A 19,105-nucleotide genomic window follows, 5' to 3' on the forward strand; every position below is an offset into this window, starting at 1 on the left:
AACAATAATATATAGGGACAGAGTTTAAATATTTAACCCTGTCCCTAAATTATTTCCTAATTTACTTTATTCAATATACTAAAGAACCACTTTTTTAAATCTTCTACATCAAGTTCCATGCATACTTTCACTTGTGCCTTACCATTAGAGTAATTATCAAAGTCTACCACTGTGGCACCTAATGTATGTTCTCCTTTGGTTTCTATATCAACCTTTGCAGAAACCGCTTTAAATATTTCAGGTTTATCTAAATAAGCTATTGCACATAAATCATGCATTCTTAATCCCTTCTTAAAACTTCCACTTCTGTAACATTTAAATAATGAATAAAGCATATATCCTGTTTTATTTAGATTTTTTATATAATTTATATCTTCTTCTTTAAATATAGCGTTGTTTGTAATATCTAACCCACACATTACTATATTTATTCCAGATTTAAATACTATATTAGCACTTTCTGGGTCAACATAAATGTTAAATTCCGCAGCAGGTGTTTTATTTCCTCTAGATGCAGATCCCCCCATTATAACTAACTTGTCTATTTTATCTTTAACTTCTGGATATGAACTTAAAAGTAATGCAATATTAGTTAAAGGTCCTATTGCTACTAAAGTTATTTTCTCTTCTGAATTAATTATAACTTCTCTCATCTTATCTATAGCGGGTTTTTCATCTGTTTTTCTTGTAATTTTACCAAAATTGTAACCATCTAATCCAGAATCTCCATGTATATCACTTGCATCATCTAATTCTCTCATTAATGGTTTTCTAGCACCTTTTGCTATAGGTACATCTTTATTTAAAAATTCTAATATTTTCAGTGCATTTTCTGTTGTTTTATCTACATCTACATTTCCAGATACAGTAGTTATTAATTCCACTTGAATTTTAGGACTAAATAATGCGGCTACTATGGCTACAGCATCATCAATTCCTGGATCTGTATCTAAAATAATTTTAGTTTTCTTATTCATTTTCAAAATCACTCCTAAAGTAAATTAGTTATTCATCTTTTAGTTTATTAACTAGTAAATTAGTTATCATATATATTATAATAATTATTCCACCAAAAATCATAGAAAATTTAAATGTTATCTTATTAATGTTTTTAGATATAAGGACTATAGTTTTATAGGGGGCTATTATAACATTCCAACTACAGAAGTTTTCAAATCTACTTAAGTATATATTAAATCCGCTAAATATACTTACTATAAATAGGAATAACCAGCTGAATATATTATTGTATTTTTCCATAATAATCTGCTTGTTTATGTATAAGGACGCAAAAGATATAATACTAGAAATCCATACTGCTATAAATATGTAGAAAAAATCTGTCCACACATTTAAATCATTGTTAAATATAAACTTCGTTCCTTCTGTATTTACATTTATTATTTCAAAATATTTATTACCATTTAAATGAGCTAAGTCAGTAATGATGTAGGGAGCATTTGGATATGATATAATCCAAATCACACTTAATAATATAATTAACGTTTGTGAATATTTTTTTTTATTCTTATTTGTAGATACTTTTTTAAAAAAATATGAAATTTCTAATGGTATCCATGCAAGTAGCAAATTCCATATCATATATATATTATTTAAATTCCTTCCAAATATAATAAATAAAAAATAAATAAAGGTTATTACCATAAGAATATTTTTAAAATTATTTTTTCCACCTTTATTTTTTGAAGCTCTAGCCACATAATCACCTCTCATTAATATATATTTCTTCAAATATGTTAGAAATCATTTATTAATATGAATATTTTTTACTTTATGATTCCAAATGTGTAAAATAAAGTAATTAACTTCGATAAAAAAGGTTTATTTTTATGTAGTGGCTAGAAAAATTTTATTAAGTATTTAATTTATACAATAAGACTTAAGAATTTTTTAATTTAGAAAATGTAATTTTCTCTAACTCCTTAACAAATATATTCTGTACTTTTCGTAACTCTTTATGTACAACACATATTTCTGTCTTCTTTGCATTACAAAAATCTTTATCTGTTATACATCTATTTACTGCTATAGGTCCATCTATAGACTCTATAACTTCCTTTAAATTTATATCTTCACTATGTTTATTTAAGGCATATCCTCCATTTACTCCTCTATAGGAACGTACTATTCCTGCTTGAATAAGTTTTCTTAATAATTTTAATAAAAATCTTAAAGGAATATTCCCTCTTTCTGCAATAGTTTTTGCATCTAATTTTTCCCCTTCGCCTTCTTTGGCTAGTATTAAAACTGCTCTTATTCCATAATCTGCTTCTTGCGTTATATTCATTCTCATCACCTTATAATAATTTTATTTTTTATTTCCGTAATAGTTTATATCTTTAAATAACCTTTCTTTGCCTCCTCTTTCTTAATTATGTATTTTATTGTATACTCTTTTTATCTTTATTATATCATTATTTTTATATAATAAGTGAATATTACTTTATTTATATAAGTATAATAAAATATATTTCTAATAAGCCCATCTTTTAACTATACATTGTATTGTTTTCTTATAATATACTATATATTGTATAGCAAAATGCATCATTATACCATATATGCTTATATAGACTAATTTAATTCGATAATATAATGTTTGTATATATTCTTTTTTTATAATATACTTATTAAGTATTCTTTAAACAAGGAGGAACTATTTTGAAATTATTAAATAATTTAGATAATACAGATTTCCTAAATAAAATAATTAGAAGAAAATTTACAAAAGAATTAGAGAAAAATAAGAATTTAACTGTTTATGACCTTTTTAATTGGAAACTAGTAGACGTTTTTCTAAAAGATCATAAAACAGGAAAAGTTCTAGTAGATATGAAAGACCTTGAATTTCCAGAACATTATTCTCAAAATTCATGTGACATCATAGCATCTAAATATTTTAGAAAAGCAGGTGTCCCTAATAAATATGGTTATGAAAATAGTATGAAAATGGTAGCTCATAGAATGGTAAACTTTTGGGCTAGTGCTTTACATGAACAGGGTTTGTTAAAAACTAAAGATGAAAAGCAAATATTTTATGATGAAATGGTATATGCCCTATTATCCCAAATGTATGCTCCAAATTCTCCACAATGGTTTAATACTGGCTTATGCATGGAATATGGAATTAAAGGAAGTCCTAACGGCAATTATTATTATGATGAAAATTTAAAACAGGTTGTAGAAAGTGTAGATTCTTATTCAAGAACTCAAGCATCTGCTTGTTTCATACTTTCTATAGAAGATAAACTTTTAGGATCTCATTCTATATCCGATCAATATGTTAATGAAACAAAATTATTTAAAGGTGGTTCAGGTACAGGTACTAACTTCTCCACTATTAGAGCAAAAGGTGAAAAACTTTCTGGCGGAGGTGTTTCTTCTGGACTTATGAGTTTTTTAAAAGGATTAGACAGAAACGCTGGTGCTATTAAATCTGGTGGTACTACTAGAAGAGCTGCTAAAATGGTATGTTTAGATATAGATCATCCAGAAATATTAGATTTCATTACTTGGAAAGCTCGCGAAGAAGATAAAGTAAGAGCTTTAGGTAAAATGGGATATGATATGGATATTGATGGAGAAGCATATGAAACTGTTTCTGGTCAGAATAGTAATAACTCTATAAGATTTTCAGACTTTTTCATGGAAAAAGTTAAAAACTTAGACTCCATGCCCGATGATACTATAGAATTAGAAGGTAGAGTAGATTCCTCTGTGAATCAAAAAGTTAAAGTTAAAGATTTGTGGGATTCTTTTGCAAAATCTACATGGATGTGTGCAGACCCAGCACCACAATTTTCTGATACCTTTAATGCATGGCATACTTGTCCAGCTGGAGAAGATGGGAATGTTAATGCTAAACATAATAAAATAAATTCCACAAATCCTTGTGGTGAATATGCTTTTTTAGATAATAGTTCTTGCAATTTAGCATCTATAAATATATATAAATTTTATGATGGTAAAGAAAAAAATATTGATTTAGAAAGTTATCTCCATGTTGTAGGACTTGTTCAATTAGCATTAGAAGCATCTATTTACTGGGGACAATTTCCTACAAAGGATATAGCACAAAAGACTTATATGTTCAGAGCAACAGGGCTTGGAATAACTAATTTAGCTTCACTACTTATGGTACTAGGCTATCCTTATAATTCTACAGAAGCTAGAAATATTTCATCTGCTTTAGTTGGATTATTAACTGGATATTCTTACTATATATCTTCATTAATGGCTAAGGAAATAGGTACTTTTGAAAAATTTTCAATAAATAAACCACATATGCTGAAAGTAATTAGAAATCATGCTAAAGTAGCTGGTAGCATAAATGGTTTATATGAAGATTTAAATTATAATCCTGTAAAAGTTGATCACAATTTACTAGAAAACATAGGTTTTTCTGACTTAAGTAATTTATTAAAAAAATCTTGGCTAAAAGCATTAAATAGTGGTGAAGAACATGGATATAGAAATGCTCAAGTATCAGTTATAGCTCCTACTGGAACTATTTCCTTTGCAATGGATTGTGGTGCTACTTCTATAGAGCCATTTTTTAGTCATGTAGTTTATAAAAAGCTATCTGGTGGTGGAATGATGACTGTAACTAATCCAGTTATAGAACTTTCATTAAAAAATCTTGGATACTCTAAAGAACAAATAAAAGACATTTTACAATACGTTTTAGAAAAGGAAGTAGTTCAAACTAAAGAAGGATTTAAATATGAAAAAGTATTGGATGGTAAAATAGAAGGTGCCCCTCACTTAAAGAAGGAACATTATGCTATTTTTGATACCGCTAATAAATGCGGTAGTGGGAAACGATACATTGAACCAATGGGTCATGTTAAAATGGTTGCCGCTTTGACGCCACTTATATCTGGAGCTATTTCTAAAACTGTTAATTTACCTAATAATGCTACCATAGAAGATTTCAAAAAAGTTATATTAAATTCTTGGGAATTAGGTGTAAAAGGAATCGCTCTTTATAGGGATGGGTGTAAAGCTAGTCAACCTCTAAATGTAAGTCTATCTTCAGAAAAAGATTTTGAACTAGAGGATTTAGATTATAAATCCCTTCTTGAAAAATCAAAAGAACTTCAAAGAAAACTTCAAGAGGGTGTAAATTATTCAAGTCGTGAAAAAGCTATAGGTATAAGAAATGGAACTACCCATCCTGCCCAAATAAATGATGTTAAAATCTACACTACTATTAATAGAAGACAAAATGGAGAGATATCAGAAATTTATATTACAACTGATAGAGAAGGTACTATTATAATGGGATTATTAAATTCCCTTTCTAAAGCTTTATCTATTATGTTACAATATCACGTTCCTCCTCAAGATATATCCAAAATGCTTAGGGGACAAAAATATGAACCTTATGGATTTGTTCAAAAACATCCATATATAAAATATGTATCTTCTATATCTGACCTTATTAGTAAAATAATAGACATAGAAGTTGGTGATTTTTCTAGATGCCAAGTAAAACCTGAGAATTATGATTTAAATACCAATGCTCGTAATGTTTTTAATACAAATGATATTATTAAAGATCAATTTGCTACTAATTCACCTAATTATATTAGTAATCAATCTAAAGATTCTAACAATAATGATAATAGTGCATCTGATAATGATTTGGCTTCAAATAATACTTACAAAACTGTTGATGGTAAAGCTGTAGCTGGTGAACGACTTTATTGCTCTACTTGTCCTACTTGTTCTAGTACTAGAATGGTTAGAAATGGTACCTGCTTAGTTTGCCTAGATTGTGGCTCTACAACAGGATGTAGCTAAAAAATAAAAATAAAGAAGGTTCTTTATGATTTGTTCTTAAAGGACCTTTTTTATTTTTAATAATTGCATTTGTTATTCATACTTCAATATGTATAGCTTTTCTTATATGAGGAATAATACAAAAAAGATGTTTTAACTTTAAATTTTATCTTTAAGTTAAGGAGGTTTTTATAATGAATATAAAAATTTTAGATACTGGAAGTGCTCATTGCAAAAAATTAGAAGAAAACACCCAAAAGGCTTTAAAAGAATCAAATATATCCGCATCCATTGAAAAAATAACAGATTTAAATAGAATTATAAAATATGGTGATATCCCTTCTCCTGCTCTAATCATAAATGATCATATAGTTTCCCATGGAAGAGTACCATCAACTGCCGAAATAAAAGTATATATTAACTAATAATTAGTTGCAAAAATAAAAAGAGATTAAAGTACTAAAATAAATTTATAATACTTTAATCTCATAAATTTTATTTATCTAAATAATCTATAATAGCTCTCATATATGCAGGTAAATCCTTAGGACTTCTAGATGTTATTAAATTTCTGTCTACCGCTACTTCACTATCTATATAATTGGCTCCAGCATTTTTCACATCATCTATTATTGCATTTACACAAGTCATTTTATAATCTTTTATAACTCCTGCTGATATAAATACCCATCCTCCATGACATATTGTAGCTAATAATTTATTTTCTTTTGCGAAGTCTCCTACTAATTTTTTTACGCTGTTATATCTTCTTAATTTATCTGGTGCCCATCCACCTGGAACTATTATTCCATCAAACTCTTTTGAAGATACCTCATCAGCATTTTTATCAACATCTACAGGTATTCCATGTTTTCCTTTATAAATTTTACTAGTACCAGATCCTACAATAACTACTTCACAACCCTCTTCTCTCAGTCTTATTACTGGATACCAAAGTTCTAAATCGTCAAATCCTTCTTCTGCTAACATTATCATTCTTTTCCCTGTAAGTTTCAATTTAGTCATCTCCCCTTTATATATATTGTATATTAGATCACGAAATCTTGTATTTATTATACCATCAAATAGCTTCTAAGTTTACAAACATTTTTATATGCTTTTGATAAGAATTCTTCTGCTGATTTGTTTTTATCCTCTTCTTTTGTGAATACTTCCATACTTAGATGTCCTTTATAAGTTTCTATTGGAAAATTATTTTTCATTTTTGCCCAATTTATATTTCCTTGGTAAGGAATCCAATGTCTATCCTTTAGACCATCATTATCAGAAATATGAAGAGTAAATAATCTGTCTCTATACTCTTTTAATAAATTTATATCATTTCTGTCTGAGATTTCATTATGAGAAGTATCAAAACAAAATCCTAGATTAGGAGAGTGTATATTCCTTAGTGCATAATCTATAAAAAGATTATTATCTGTATTTTCTATAGCTACCTTTACATTATTATTTTCAGCTTCTTTTATAATTTGTCTAATACTTCTTATTCCTAATTCATTAGGTGTTTTTAATAAAAATCCTTCTGATATATGCATTACCATTATCGGTATCTCATATTTTGCACAATCCTCTATTAATTGCACATGTTTCCTAACTGTTGTTTTTCTTAAATCCTCATCTTCACTCCAAAGCATATTACAATTTAAAAATGGGGCATGTATATTTTCAAATATAAGTCCAGAATCTTTTACTAGTTTAGGAAATTCCTCTTTTTTTACTACTCTGTCACCTTCTTCATCTTCCCACCATATAGCTGTAGAATCAAAGCCTGCTTCTTTTATAAGCTTTAGTCTTTCCTGAATAGGCATTATAAATCCGAACCAAGAAAATATACCTAGCTTCAAATCTTCCTTCTTCATTTAAAACATCTCCTTTTAATTTTATAACATTTACTATATCTTTTTATATTACTAATCCCCATATACCTATTTTTTTTATTTTAATACTTCTTTTATTACTCTTTCTGCATTCTTAAAACATATTCTTTCTATCTCACTTTCATTGAATCCTGATGAACTTAATTTTTCTATCAGTTTATCCATTTGAGATATATCTTCTATTTCTACTTCACAATCTATTCCATCAAAATCACTACCTAATGCAATACAATCTATTCCTCCTGTATTTTTTATATATTTTATGTGAGTAATCATATCTTCAACTCTACTTATCTCTGTATCTCCTAAGAATTCATTACAAAAATTTATTCCTATAACTCCACCCTTTTCACTTAAGATTTTTATCATATCATCTGTTAAGTTTCTGCCATGGTTTGTTATGCTTCTTGCATTTGAATGAGATGCTATAAAAGGAACCTTTGAGTATTTAGCTACATCATAAAATCCACCATCTGATAAATGAGATACATCTATTATCATTCCCAATCTATTCATTTCTTCTACTATTTCTATTCCAAATTTCTTTAAACCTTTTTGCATAAATATTTTATTACAGTTAGGATAACCTATTTCATTTTCATAATTCCAGGTTAAGGTTAATAGTCTTACTCCTAGTCTATAAAAGTTTCTCAAATTATAAATTTCTCCTTCTAATGCTTCTCCGCCTTCTATAGTTAGAAATGCAGACATGATGTTATTCCTAATATTTTCTTTGTACTGTGTATAATTTTTAGTTAGTTTTATAGTTTCTTTATTTTCATCCATTTCTTCATAGAATCTATCTAACATTTTATTGCAAGTTTTAAGCGGAGTTTCTGTTTCTTCTCTATCTATAAAAAGAGCAAAAAATTCACCGTTAACTTTTCCCTTCCTCATTTTGTTTAAATCTATAGATATATTATTATCCTTTAAATTTATTTTATCTTTGCAATTTGTTATTTTATATATAGTATCACAATGCAAATCTATTATTGACAATTTTATCACTCCAATGCCATAATACTTTTTTAAAAAATTCTTAACAAAATCAATATATATTATATTATATTCTATCACTTATTCCTATAATAAAAAACATGCCCTAGGGCATGTTTAAAAGTTTTCTTCTATAAAAGTTTCTAAAACTTGTAATTTACATTCATATGAAGATAAATTGTGTTTTTCAAAAGCTTTTGTGTATTTTAATCCACTTCCTGTTAATACACAGGCTACTGAGTCATTCTCATCTAAATATCCTTCAATCTTTAGCTTTTTTACAGATGCTAATGGCACGCAAGATTCTGGTTGAACAAATATTCCTTCTTTCGCCATTTCCTTTTGAGCCTTTATTATTTCTTCATCTGTAACCGCTACACATGTCCCACCATTTTCTCTTATCTTTCTTAAAGTATCATTTCCACTTGGAGGAAATGGATTTTCTATACCATGAGCAATAGTGCAAGGATCCATTATTCTTTCTATTTCATCTTTTCCCTCTTTAAAAGAATTACAAATAGGTGAACATCCTGATGCTTGAGCACATATCATCTTAGGTACTCTATCAATTATTCCTGCCTCCTTAAATTCCTTGAATCCTTTAAGGATACCCCTTATATTTCCTCCTGCACTTGTTGGTACAACCACATAATCAGGAACATTAAAATTTAATTGTTCACACATTTCAAAAGCTGCTGTCTTGTATCCTTCAACTCTATATGTAACATCGGAGTTTATAAAATAAATTCCTTGATCTTTACCTATTTCAAGACTTTCATAATAAAGTTTTCCATAGTCTCCTTCTACTTTAATTAGATTGGCTCCATATATTGCAACAGGATTTAATTTTTCTTCTGGTATATTTTCCCCAACAAAAATAAAGGTTTCAAATCCTGCTCTTTGTCCATAAGCTGCTACAGATACCGCCATATTTCCAGTTGAAACCGCTCCTACTTTCTTGTAGCCCATACTATAAGCGTGGTGTATCCCAAACAATGTTCCTCTATCTTTAAAAGACCATGTAGGATTTTGACTTTCATTTTTAAAATATATATTCTTTATTCCTATTCTTTTAGCCATTCTTGGAGATGACACTAGAGATGTAAATCCTTCATTTAAAGATAATTCATTATTTATTTCATCAAAGGGAAAAAAATCCTGATACCTTTCAAGTATAGTTTGAGTTAATGGATTCCCATCTTTTATTTTACCTTCTTTTACAAGCTCCATTTCTAGTGGTTCATTACATTTCTCGCATCTTGGATGGACTCTTTTTATAGAATAAGTCTCTCCACAACCTGTACATATAAGTTTAAAATCTTTCATATCTAAATTCCTCCTTAATTTTAAATTATAGCTATAGCTTCAATGTTAAATATTAAAATCCTCTTAAAATAAATAATTTTGAGAATATTATATCTATAATTCTCTTGCTAATTAAACAAATTTAACTTTATAATAAGCCTGTACTAAATTATATATTAATCATAAAACTTAGATACAGGCTTTTTTTTAATTTTTATCTTTGTTATGTTTAACTCTATTTGGTTTTGCTTTTGGTCTAATTTTTATATCTTTTTCTTTGTTCTTCATTTCATATTTATCGTTTTTAAATAAATCGATAAACCATAAAAATAATATTATAAATACAACTGATACCAATAATCCTGGTATAGTATTATAAAATCCAGGTTTCATGGCCTGTGGTCCCACTAGCATAGCTGTAGCTAAAGCAAATATAATCCATTTATTAGGCTTATATTTTGATAATACATATATATTTAGTACATTGTATATTATAATAGTAACAATTGCAAAGCCAAATAATTTTAGAAAAAATAATAGCCAATTCATTTTTACGTTCCTCCTTTCACCTTGCAAATTAAGCCTACTATATTATTATTCTATATTTTATTGAATATATCAACAAAAACAATTTATTTTTTGTATAATACTTGTATAATAATATTTATAAATACATTTTTTTGAGGTGACTTTTATGGATATAACGAAAAATCAACAATTAGACTCATTAGATTTACAAATACTCAATATACTTATGAAAGATTCTAGAACCCCTTATCTAGAAATCGCTAGACAATGCAATGTTAGTGGTGGAACTATACATGTTCGTCTAAAAAAAATTGAAGAAATGGGAATTATTAAGGGCTCTAAGCTAATAGTGGATACAAGTAAATTAGGATTTGATATCTGTTGCTTTGTTGGCATAAACTTAGAGAAAGCTTCTTATTTAACTGAAGTAGCAAATAAATTAGAGGAGATACCTGAGGTTGTAGAGCTTTATTATACAACCGGTTCTTACTCTATATTCTTAAAGGTGCTATGTAAAAATATCTCTTACTTACAAAAACTTTTGGCAAATAAACTTCAAACTATAGAAGGAGTTCAAAGTACTCATACTATTATATGCCTTCTAGAAAAGATTGATAGAAACATAGACTTACATATATAATTTTTAGGTAGAGATAAAAAATTTATGTAGAAAAATAGGTTGACTTAAAAAGTCAACCTATTTTAAATTATTATTTTGAAGTTGCAACTTCATCAGAAAAATCTTTTGCCTTACTTATTTCTTCAACAGGCTTTCCTAATAAATAAAGCACTAATACAGTCATAATTATTGATATCGGCAAAACTATTGATGCTTTAAATCCAAAACCTGCTGGGATATATCCAAATAATATTGTAATAGTTGCAACTGTTAGTGAATACCACATTTGAGTTTTAACATGTTCTAAGTGGTCACATGCTGTACCCATAGAAGATAATATAGTTGTATCTGAAATAGGTGAACAGTGATCTCCAAATATAGCTCCAGTTAAAACTGCACTAGCATTTACAATAATATACTGAGCATCTCCCCCACCTAAGCTAAATGCTAATGGGATTGTAAGCGGCATTAATATTCCCATTGTTCCATAGGATGTTCCAGTAGCAAAGGATATTATAGCTCCCATAACAAATATAATAGATGGCAATATAAAAGCAGGTAACGCATCTGAAAGTACTGTTACTAAAAATTTAGCTGTTCCCAGTTCCTTTATAACACTACTTAAAGACCATGCTAATAATAGTATTACACCAGTAATCATCAGGGATTTCATACCTTCAACCCAAGTATCTACTGCTTCCTCTATAGTAAATATTTTTTGTGCTACACCCATAACCATAGCTACTATACTTGCAAATAAAGCCGCTTGGAATAAAACCACACTGGCATCAGATGCTCCAAAAGCTTCTCTTATTGCTGCAAAGGAATATGGACTTGATGTAAATATTGCCTTCAAAGCCTCATCTTCTCCACCCATAATTGCATTATATCCGTTAAAATAAAAACCTACGAAAGCACCAACTAATAAGACACCTATAGGTACTATTGCATTCCATATATTTAATTTTATGTTTTCTTTAGGTTCAAGAGCTGTAGCTTCTGATGACACCATAGGCTTTGCTCCGTCTCCTAAAACTTTACCTGTTGTTCTAGCTCTTACTTCTGATTTAAGCATAGGTCCATAATCTCTTAGCATTATAGCTGAAGCCACTATAAATACAAGTATTAATATGTTATAAAATCTATATGGTATTGTATCTATAAATACTCCATAGGCATTTATATCTTGCCCTATACTACCATAGGCATCTTTTATTAAACTAATTTCATATCCTACCCAAGTAGATATAAGTGCTATACCTGATATAGGTGCTGCCGTAGAGTCTACAATAAATGCTTGTTTTTCTCTAGATATTCTCATTTTATCCGAAACTGGTCTCATAATTGGTCCAACTATTAAAGAGTTTGCATAGTCATCAAAGAATACAAGTAATCCTAAAAACCAAGTTATTAATTGAGCACTGGTTGGACTTTTTGCCCTTTTAGCTAAGCTTTCTGCAACAGCCTTCGCTCCACCCATTTTAGACACTAAAGCTATAAGTCCTCCTATAGTCATACATTGAAGTATTATACCTGCATTCCAAGGATCTGATAGTGAACCTAATATTTTATTTACTATATCTAAGAATCCATTTAATATTGCTCCAAATATATTTTTACCTTGCAATTGTAATAAAAATGTACCTGAAAAAACTCCCAAAGACAATGATAATACAACATTTTTAGTTATGAATGCTAATACTATAGCTATAAAAGGTGGTAATAACGTTAAAAAACCAAATCTATCTGCATTTAACTGTACTTGATCAACCTCTGCCGCAAATACCGTAGTTCCCATTAATACCACTAGCATAAGGCATATGGTCAGAATAAACGTCCTCTTCCTTTTCATAATTTTCTTTCTCCTCCTTAAATATTTTTATAATTAATTTTAGTGAATATCTTTTGAGGAGAAGAGTCCATCCAACAAAAAACACTCCTTGAGCTTCGTCAATCAAGGAGTGTGATGTTTCTACACTTTAAAGGTGTTTTCCATTGAATGATAGCTCTCCACAAATTCATTTTGTGACAATCTTATTCATATTTTAAATAAGACCAGTCATACAGTATCAAAGCTTTAACTGCATGCTTCGGCGATATTTCCTTTCACTGTACATCATCTTGCTTTTATCTGTACAGATACTATTAAATACCGCGCCTCTACCTTTCTATATTCACTTGTATCTATGTTTAAAACAAAGTATATCATTTATTTTTCATTTTAGCAAGAACTTTTTAAAATATGCTTAAATTTAACTCTTCAGATAGTCTCTCTAAAATCTTAACTCCTGCTATACTATTACCTTTTTTATCTAAAGCTGGACCAAATACACCTATTCCCATTACTCCAGGAACTGTTGCAAGTATCCCTCCACCTACTCCAGATTTTGAAGGTATGCCTACTTTAACTGCAAAACTTCCTGAAGCATCATACATTCCACAAGTAACCATAACTGCCTTTACTATTTTTGCTACTTCTGCTGGTATAATTCTTTCTCCCGTAGAAGGAAGTACTCCATCATTAGCTAAAAAAGAAGCTATTTTAGCTATATCTTTACAAGTGACTTCTATTGAACATTGTTGGAAATATGCATCTAAAACCTTTTCAACATCCTTTTCAATAATACCAGTTCCCTTCATAAAGTATGCTAATGATCTATTCCTATCCCCAGTTTTCTTTTCTGATTGATATACTTCTTCATTTACTTTTATGTTTTTATTGCCTGTAACTTTCCTTGTAAATTCTAATATTCTTTCTATAATTTCTTCAGGACTATTTCCTTTTATCAAAGATACTGTAGCTATAGCTCCGGCATTTATCATTGGATTTAAAGGTTTATTAGCATTTTTTACTTCTAATGTAACAATTGAATTAAATGAATATGCTGAAGGCTCTACTCCAACCTTTGATAATACTTTTTCCATGCCATTATCCATTATAGCTATAATTAAAGCGATAATCTTAGATATACTTTGTATTGTGAATTTTGTATCATAGTCTCCTGCACAAAATTCATTACCATCTAATTTATCTATATATATACCCAATGCATCTTTATCCGCTTTTTTAAGTTCTGGTATATATGAAGCCACTTCACCTTCTCTTGTATATTTTCTACACTCTTCAATTATGCTTTCTATTTTACTTTGCATCACTTGTCCTCCTCGAACTCTTCATATTTATTAACTTTATTATATATGCATATATGCGGTTAAACAAATTTTCAAAATTATTTATATGTTAATACTTAACTTTCTTTTAAAGTAGTTAGTTAACAAAATCTATTTTTTTTATCGTTTTATTATGTTTATATTGTTTTTATTTTTAAACTAATATTTTTTTAACAAAATAGTCACTATCTAATATTTTAGATAATGACCACTTTATTAATTTAAAATTCATTTTTCATTCTATTTTTGTTTTTTTAATTCTCTTAGTATAAACCTACATTTTTTTTACTTCATCACTATTAAAGTATAATTCTGTTTCTTCTACTACTACTTTTCTTAATTTTACAAGAACTATTAGGTTTACTATTACTTCAAATGCCATGAAGAAATCAAATAATCCCCAGACAACCTTTAATCCACCTATAGATCCGTATATTAAACCTAAACAATATAATATTCTAAATACTTTTAATAACTTGTTAGTTTTTGTAGCATATAAAAGTCCTGTTTCTGAATAGTATCCATCTACTAATACAGTGGTGAATGCAAATAAAACTACGCAAAGAGTTACAATTAACTTACCAGTAAATCCTAGTGAACTTCCAAAAGCTGTAGCAGTTAAAACTGCACCTTCTTTACCAGTTTCTAGCACTCCACTAGTTAATATAATAAGGGCTGTCATTGAACAAACTACAATTGATGTTACAAAAACTTCAAATATACCCCATAATCCTTGCTTTGCTGCATAGGAAGTTGTAGCTGATGAATGGGCTACTGGTGCTGTTCCCATACCTGATTCATTTGAATAAACTCCTCTTGCAAATCCATTTCTCATAGCTGCAAGTATAGTTGCTCCTGCAAATCCTCCTACCGCTGCACTACCTTTAAATGCATCTGTAAATATTTTCTGAAAAGATGGTATTATTTGATTTGCATTTAAAAATATAACTATTAATCCTGCTACAACATATAAAAGTGTCATTGTTGGTATTACTTTTTCTGCAAATTTTCCTATAGTTTTTATTCCACCTAAAATTACTATTGCTGTTATTACAGCAAATATAATTCCAACTACTACTCTATCTACTTTAAATGTTTCATATACAACCTCTGCTGCTGAGTTAGATTGTACAAATCCTCCTATGAACATCATTATCATAAATATTATAGACCAAAATACAGATAACCAATTATATTTTTCGCCTAAACCATTTTTTATGTAATACATAGGTCCACCTTGGAATTCTCCAGTTTCTGGATTCTTCTCGCGGTATTTTACTGCTAAAGTTATTTCAGCATATTTTGTGATCATTGCTACAAAGGCAACTATCCACATCCAAAATATAGCTCCTGCACCACCTATTGCAAGGGCTACACCTACTCCTGCTATACTACCAACTCCTAGAGTTGCAGACAAAGCTGTTGATACTGCTTGGAATGGTGTTACTGTTCCTTCTCCTGAAGTGCCTTTTTCAAACATTTTTCCAAAAGTATTCTTCATTATAAATCCAAATTTTCTGAATTGTAAGAACTTAAGATCGATACTGTACATTAGGGATACTGCAACAATTAATATTATTAATGGCCATCCCCATAAAAAGTCTGTTATCATTTGAATCGTTTGCATTAAAACATTCCTCCTGAACTTTTTATTTAAATATAGGATTGCATATGTCTCTGTAACTTGATTAGATAAATCCATCTTTATATTATTAAATTTTTAACATACTTATCACGTATTTATTTAAATATCCATGTGTACACATATTGAAAGTATCACTATTATACTAATTTCAGCAATATATTTCAAATTTATCTTTTTTTTAATTTATCACACTTTATAAACCTTAATTAAAAATGTATTAATAAAAGCCTTATTATTTATGCTACTTATTAATAAAACCTTCTTTTTATTAATTTTATTATATTTTTTTTATTTTTCTTACTTTAATAATTTTTTAGCTTTTTATTAATAATACTAATATTTTTCTCAATTTACGGTTTTATATACATAATTTTGATATTGCCTAAATAAATTAAATTATTAAACATTTAATTGTTTACATGAAACGACAAGACTTATGGCAATACCTTAGCATAAGTCTTGTCTTATCTATTTTATCTCCTTTTTTATTCCTCTATTCAAAGCATTTTCATAATCTATAAATTCATATATATCTTCATTAAAAAAAGTACTAAATTTTTTTAATTCATTTATATTTAGTTCTTCTATAGATTTGTCCTTTTCTTCACAATAAAGTACAATTTCCCCTATAATTTTATGAGCGTCTCTAAAGGGAACTCCTTTTAAAACCAAATAATCCGCTGACTCTGTAGCGTTTAAAAATCCCATTTTTACAGCTCTTAATGTGTTCCCTTTTTTCACTTTTAACGATGAAAGCATACCTTCCATAACTTTAATACAACTTAAAACCGTATCTGAAGCATCAAAAAAACTTTCCTTATCTTCTTGCATATCCTTATTATAGGCTAGAGGAATTCCTTTCATAACAGTTAATATTGCTATTAAATCTCCATACACTCTACCTGTTTTACCTCTTATAAGCTCAGCTGCATCTGGATTCTTCTTTTGTGGCATTATTGAACTTCCGGTAGAAAACTCATCACTTATTTCTATAAAATCAAATTCTTTACTACTCCATAAAATAAGTTCTTCACTTAATCTACTTAAATGCATCATTATTATAGAAAAATCAGATATAAATTCTATTACAAAATCTCTATCACTAACACCATCTAGAAAATTATCTACTTCTTTTCTGAACCCTAATTTTTTTGCAGTAAATTTTCTATCTGTTTCATAGGTTGTCCCTGCTAAAGCACAGCATCCAAGTGGGCTTTCATCCATATTTTCTATAGAATTTTCTATCCTCTTTTTATCTCTTTTAAGCATATTATAATATGCCATAATGTGATGTTTAAAGGTAACTACTTGGGCTCTTTGAAGATGAGTATATCCTGGCATTATAACATTATTTTTTTCTGCTAAATTTTTTATTGTATTTTGAAGAGTTTCTATACTTTCTATTATTTTTAGGGAAATATTTTTTGCGTATAATTTAAAATCTACTGCTACTTGGTCATTTCTACTTCTAGCAGTATGTAACTTCTTCCCTACATCTCCAATTCTTTGTATTAAATTACTTTCAATAAAGCTATGGATATCCTCATATTCTCCTTGTATTTTCAGCTTATCATCTTCTATATCCTTTAGTATACTATCTAAACCTTTTATTATTTCTTCAACTTCATAATCTTTTAATATATTACAATTTCCAAGCATTTTTACATGAGCTTTACTTCCTAATATATCTTCTTTATAAAGTCTTTTATCAAAACTTAGAGAACTATTAAAATCCTCCATAAGTTTATTTTCTTCGCCTTTGAATCTTCCACCCCAAAGTTTCATAAGACCCCTCCTTTATATTACATTTTTATTTAATTTTATAAGGGACAATCCTTTAACTTTTAATTTTTAATAGGACCGCCCCTTTAATTTTTAATATTATTTATTCTTTAAAGCTTTTATTTTACTAGGAAGGGAAAATAATTTAATAAATCCTTCTGCATCTTTATGACTATATAATTCACTTGCTCCAAAGGAAGATATTCCTTCATCATAAAGAGCGTTTTTAGTATCTATTCCAGCATTCATTATATTCCCTTTGTATAGTTTTAACTTAACTGTTCCTGTTACATTTTCTTGTGTTACATCCACAAAGGCATCTAATGATTCTCTTAAAGTAGTAAACCATAAACCATCATAAGCTATTTCACCATATTTTTGAGCTAATTCTTGCTTACAATGGAGAGTTAATTTGTCTAAAGTAAGGCTCTCTAAATCTTTATGAGCTTCATATAGAATAGTTCCCCCCGGTGTTTCATAAACTCCTCTTGATTTCATACCAACCAATCTATTTTCTACTATATCTACTACACCTACTCCATTTTCTCCACCAATTTTATTTAAAGTATTTAAAAGTTCAACAGGAGATATTTCTTTTCCATTAATTTTTTCAGGTACACCCTTATTAAAATATATGTCCACATAAGTAGGCTCATCTTTAGCTTTTTCTGGTGGTGTAACCATACTATACATTTCTTTATTATGTGCATTTTTAGGATCTTCTAATTCTCCACCTTCATGACTTGTATGCAATATATTTTTATCTACTGAGTATATTTTCTTTTTAGTTACAGGTACTTCAACGCCTTTTTCCTTCGCATAATCTATAGCATCTTCTCTAGATTTTATATCCCAAATTCTCCAAGGTGCTATTATTTTGATACTTGGATCAAAAGATGCTATTCCAACTTCAAATCTTACCTGATCATTTCCCTTACCTGTACATCCATGACATATATATTTTGCTCCTTCTTTATGAGCAATTTCCACAAGTTTTTTAGCCATTAACGGTCTTGCAAGAGATGTCCCCAACATATACTTTTCTTCATAAAGAGCATTTGCCTTTAAAGCTTTAAAAACATAATCCTTTACGAATTCTTCCTTTGCATCCTCTACATAAACCTTAACTGCCCCAGTTTTAATGGCTTTTTTCTTAACTTCTTCCATATCATCATCTTGTCCTACATCTATACATACTGCAATAACATCTAAATCATAATTCTCTTTTAACCAAGGTATGATTATAGAAGTGTCTAAGCCCCCTGAATATGCTAATACTACTTTTTCCTTTGTCATGTATAAAGCCCCCTTATATTTTACTTTTAAAATTTATAATAAATCATATTTGATTTATAT

At 28.6% G+C, this 19,105-nt stretch carries 17 protein-coding genes and 1 riboswitch; of the genes, 3 read left to right on the top strand and 14 right to left on the bottom strand.

The genetic code is table 11. The features are described 5' to 3' along the window. Positions 1 to 56: 56 nt before the first annotated feature. The 3 genes from rihC to B5D21_RS11210 form a co-directional block, all read right to left on the bottom strand. A complete protein-coding gene (gene rihC / locus B5D21_RS11200; RefSeq protein ID WP_035124422.1) occupies positions 57 to 977 on the bottom strand; it encodes a ribonucleoside hydrolase RihC in 921 nt (306 codons plus the stop codon). 28 nt (positions 978 to 1,005) lie between these two features. Continuing rightward, positions 1,006 to 1,719 (bottom strand): DUF1361 domain-containing protein, encoded by a 714-nt coding sequence (locus B5D21_RS11205; RefSeq protein WP_035110878.1) that lies wholly within the window; start codon positions 1,717 to 1,719, stop codon positions 1,006 to 1,008. A gap of 181 nt (positions 1,720 to 1,900) precedes the next feature. Then, positions 1,901 to 2,308 (bottom strand): Rrf2 family transcriptional regulator, encoded by a 408-nt coding sequence (locus tag B5D21_RS11210; protein WP_023437407.1) that lies wholly within the window; start codon positions 2,306 to 2,308, stop codon positions 1,901 to 1,903. Between the two features lie 374 nt (positions 2,309 to 2,682). On the opposite strand from B5D21_RS11210, the gene B5D21_RS11215 reads away from it, so the two are divergent. Together B5D21_RS11215 and B5D21_RS11220 are read left to right on the top strand one after the other, a co-directional pair. Continuing rightward, positions 2,683 to 5,826 carry a vitamin B12-dependent ribonucleotide reductase gene (locus tag B5D21_RS11215; protein ID WP_011098857.1) on the top strand — a complete coding sequence of 1,048 codons (3,144 nt, stop codon included), beginning with the start codon at positions 2,683 to 2,685 and terminating at the stop codon, positions 5,824 to 5,826. Positions 5,827 to 5,999: 173 nt separating this feature from the next. Continuing rightward, on the top strand, positions 6,000 to 6,230 hold the full coding sequence (locus tag B5D21_RS11220; RefSeq protein ID WP_023437405.1) for a thioredoxin family protein: 231 nt from the start codon (positions 6,000 to 6,002) through the stop codon (positions 6,228 to 6,230). 70 nt (positions 6,231 to 6,300) lie between these two features. On the opposite strand, the gene B5D21_RS11225 is transcribed toward B5D21_RS11220, so the two are convergent. The 5 genes from B5D21_RS11225 to B5D21_RS11245 all read right to left on the bottom strand — a co-directional run bounded on the left by B5D21_RS11225 (position 6,301) and on the right by B5D21_RS11245 (position 10,553). Further along, positions 6,301 to 6,831: a type 1 glutamine amidotransferase domain-containing protein gene (locus tag B5D21_RS11225; RefSeq protein WP_011098856.1), complete on the bottom strand. Its 531-nt coding sequence runs from the start codon at positions 6,829 to 6,831 to the stop codon at positions 6,301 to 6,303. A 47-nt stretch (positions 6,832 to 6,878) separates the two neighbouring features. Next, positions 6,879 to 7,685, bottom strand: coding sequence for a sugar phosphate isomerase/epimerase family protein (locus tag B5D21_RS11230; protein WP_011098855.1), 807 nt, complete (start codon positions 7,683 to 7,685; stop codon positions 6,879 to 6,881). A 75-nt stretch (positions 7,686 to 7,760) separates the two neighbouring features. Beyond that, positions 7,761 to 8,702: a dipeptidase gene (locus B5D21_RS11235; RefSeq protein WP_035124419.1), complete on the bottom strand. Its 942-nt coding sequence runs from the start codon at positions 8,700 to 8,702 to the stop codon at positions 7,761 to 7,763. A 114-nt stretch (positions 8,703 to 8,816) separates the two neighbouring features. Further along, positions 8,817 to 10,025, bottom strand: a complete 1,209-nt coding sequence (gene thrC / locus B5D21_RS11240; RefSeq protein WP_011098853.1) for a threonine synthase — start codon at positions 10,023 to 10,025, stop codon at positions 8,817 to 8,819. Between the two features lie 186 nt (positions 10,026 to 10,211). Next, the gene (locus B5D21_RS11245) at positions 10,212 to 10,553 is read right to left on the bottom strand and encodes a hypothetical protein (protein ID WP_035124417.1); all 342 of its coding nucleotides are present in this window, start codon (positions 10,551 to 10,553) and stop codon (positions 10,212 to 10,214) included. Between the two features lie 145 nt (positions 10,554 to 10,698). Here B5D21_RS11245 and B5D21_RS11250 point away from each other — a divergent pair, with 145 nt between their 5' ends. Next, positions 10,699 to 11,172 carry an Lrp/AsnC ligand binding domain-containing protein gene (locus B5D21_RS11250; protein WP_023437398.1) on the top strand — a complete coding sequence of 158 codons (474 nt, stop codon included), beginning with the start codon at positions 10,699 to 10,701 and terminating at the stop codon, positions 11,170 to 11,172. Between the two features lie 70 nt (positions 11,173 to 11,242). Here the strand turns inward: B5D21_RS11250 and B5D21_RS11255 are convergent, their stop codons facing one another. The 6 genes from B5D21_RS11255 to B5D21_RS11275 form a co-directional block, all read right to left on the bottom strand. Continuing rightward, complete coding sequence (locus B5D21_RS11255; protein WP_011098850.1) at positions 11,243 to 13,003, bottom strand: Na+/H+ antiporter NhaC family protein; 1,761 nt, start codon at positions 13,001 to 13,003, stop codon at positions 11,243 to 11,245. Then, positions 12,918 to 13,109: a hypothetical protein gene (locus B5D21_RS14200; RefSeq protein ID WP_162178462.1), complete on the bottom strand. Its 192-nt coding sequence runs from the start codon at positions 13,107 to 13,109 to the stop codon at positions 12,918 to 12,920. Before B5D21_RS14200 ends, B5D21_RS11255 begins: the two co-directional genes overlap by 86 nt. A gap of 37 nt (positions 13,110 to 13,146) precedes the next feature. Further along, a riboswitch (Lysine riboswitch) is annotated at positions 13,147 to 13,322 on the bottom strand. Between the two features lie 64 nt (positions 13,323 to 13,386). After that, entirely contained in the window at positions 13,387 to 14,304 is a 918-nt protein-coding gene (gene glsA / locus B5D21_RS11260) for a glutaminase A (RefSeq protein ID WP_035110859.1), read from the bottom strand. Positions 14,305 to 14,596: 292 nt separating this feature from the next. Next, positions 14,597 to 15,949, bottom strand: a complete 1,353-nt coding sequence (locus tag B5D21_RS11265; RefSeq protein ID WP_035110858.1) for an alanine/glycine:cation symporter family protein — start codon at positions 15,947 to 15,949, stop codon at positions 14,597 to 14,599. 486 nt (positions 15,950 to 16,435) lie between these two features. Continuing rightward, entirely contained in the window at positions 16,436 to 17,752 is a 1,317-nt protein-coding gene (gene argH, locus B5D21_RS11270) for an argininosuccinate lyase (protein WP_011098847.1), read from the bottom strand. Between the two features lie 96 nt (positions 17,753 to 17,848). Continuing rightward, on the bottom strand, positions 17,849 to 19,045 hold the full coding sequence (locus tag B5D21_RS11275; protein ID WP_011098846.1) for an argininosuccinate synthase: 1,197 nt from the start codon (positions 19,043 to 19,045) through the stop codon (positions 17,849 to 17,851). Positions 19,046 to 19,105 lie beyond the last annotated feature (60 nt).

This window comes from Clostridium tetani, from assembly GCF_900167265.1.
In the GTDB taxonomy this organism is placed as follows: Bacteria; Bacillota; Clostridia; order Clostridiales; family Clostridiaceae; genus Clostridium_G; species Clostridium_G tetani.

Bases quoted from the DNA above. Each gene is read 5' to 3' on its own strand.
- B5D21_RS11255 (WP_011098850.1), bottom strand. From the start codon at position 13,003: ATGAAAAGGAAGAGGACGTTTATTCTGACCATATGCCTTATGCTAGTG.
- B5D21_RS11275 (WP_011098846.1), bottom strand. From the start codon at position 19,045: ATGACAAAGGAAAAAGTAGTATTAGCATATTCAGGGGGCTTAGACACT.
- B5D21_RS11225 (WP_011098856.1), bottom strand. From the start codon at position 6,831: ATGACTAAATTGAAACTTACAGGGAAAAGAATGATAATGTTAGCAGAA.
- thrC (WP_011098853.1), bottom strand. From the start codon at position 10,025: ATGAAAGATTTTAAACTTATATGTACAGGTTGTGGAGAGACTTATTCT.
- rihC (WP_035124422.1), bottom strand. From the start codon at position 977: ATGAATAAGAAAACTAAAATTATTTTAGATACAGATCCAGGAATTGAT.
- B5D21_RS11230 (WP_011098855.1), bottom strand. From the start codon at position 7,685: ATGAAGAAGGAAGATTTGAAGCTAGGTATATTTTCTTGGTTCGGATTT.
- B5D21_RS11220 (WP_023437405.1), top strand. From the start codon at position 6,000: ATGAATATAAAAATTTTAGATACTGGAAGTGCTCATTGCAAAAAATTA.
- B5D21_RS11250 (WP_023437398.1), top strand. From the start codon at position 10,699: ATGGATATAACGAAAAATCAACAATTAGACTCATTAGATTTACAAATA.
- argH (WP_011098847.1), bottom strand. From the start codon at position 17,752: ATGAAACTTTGGGGTGGAAGATTCAAAGGCGAAGAAAATAAACTTATG.
- glsA (WP_035110859.1), bottom strand. From the start codon at position 14,304: ATGCAAAGTAAAATAGAAAGCATAATTGAAGAGTGTAGAAAATATACA.
- B5D21_RS11265 (WP_035110858.1), bottom strand. From the start codon at position 15,949: ATGCAAACGATTCAAATGATAACAGACTTTTTATGGGGATGGCCATTA.
- B5D21_RS11210 (WP_023437407.1), bottom strand. From the start codon at position 2,308: ATGAATATAACGCAAGAAGCAGATTATGGAATAAGAGCAGTTTTAATA.
- B5D21_RS11245 (WP_035124417.1), bottom strand. From the start codon at position 10,553: ATGAATTGGCTATTATTTTTTCTAAAATTATTTGGCTTTGCAATTGTT.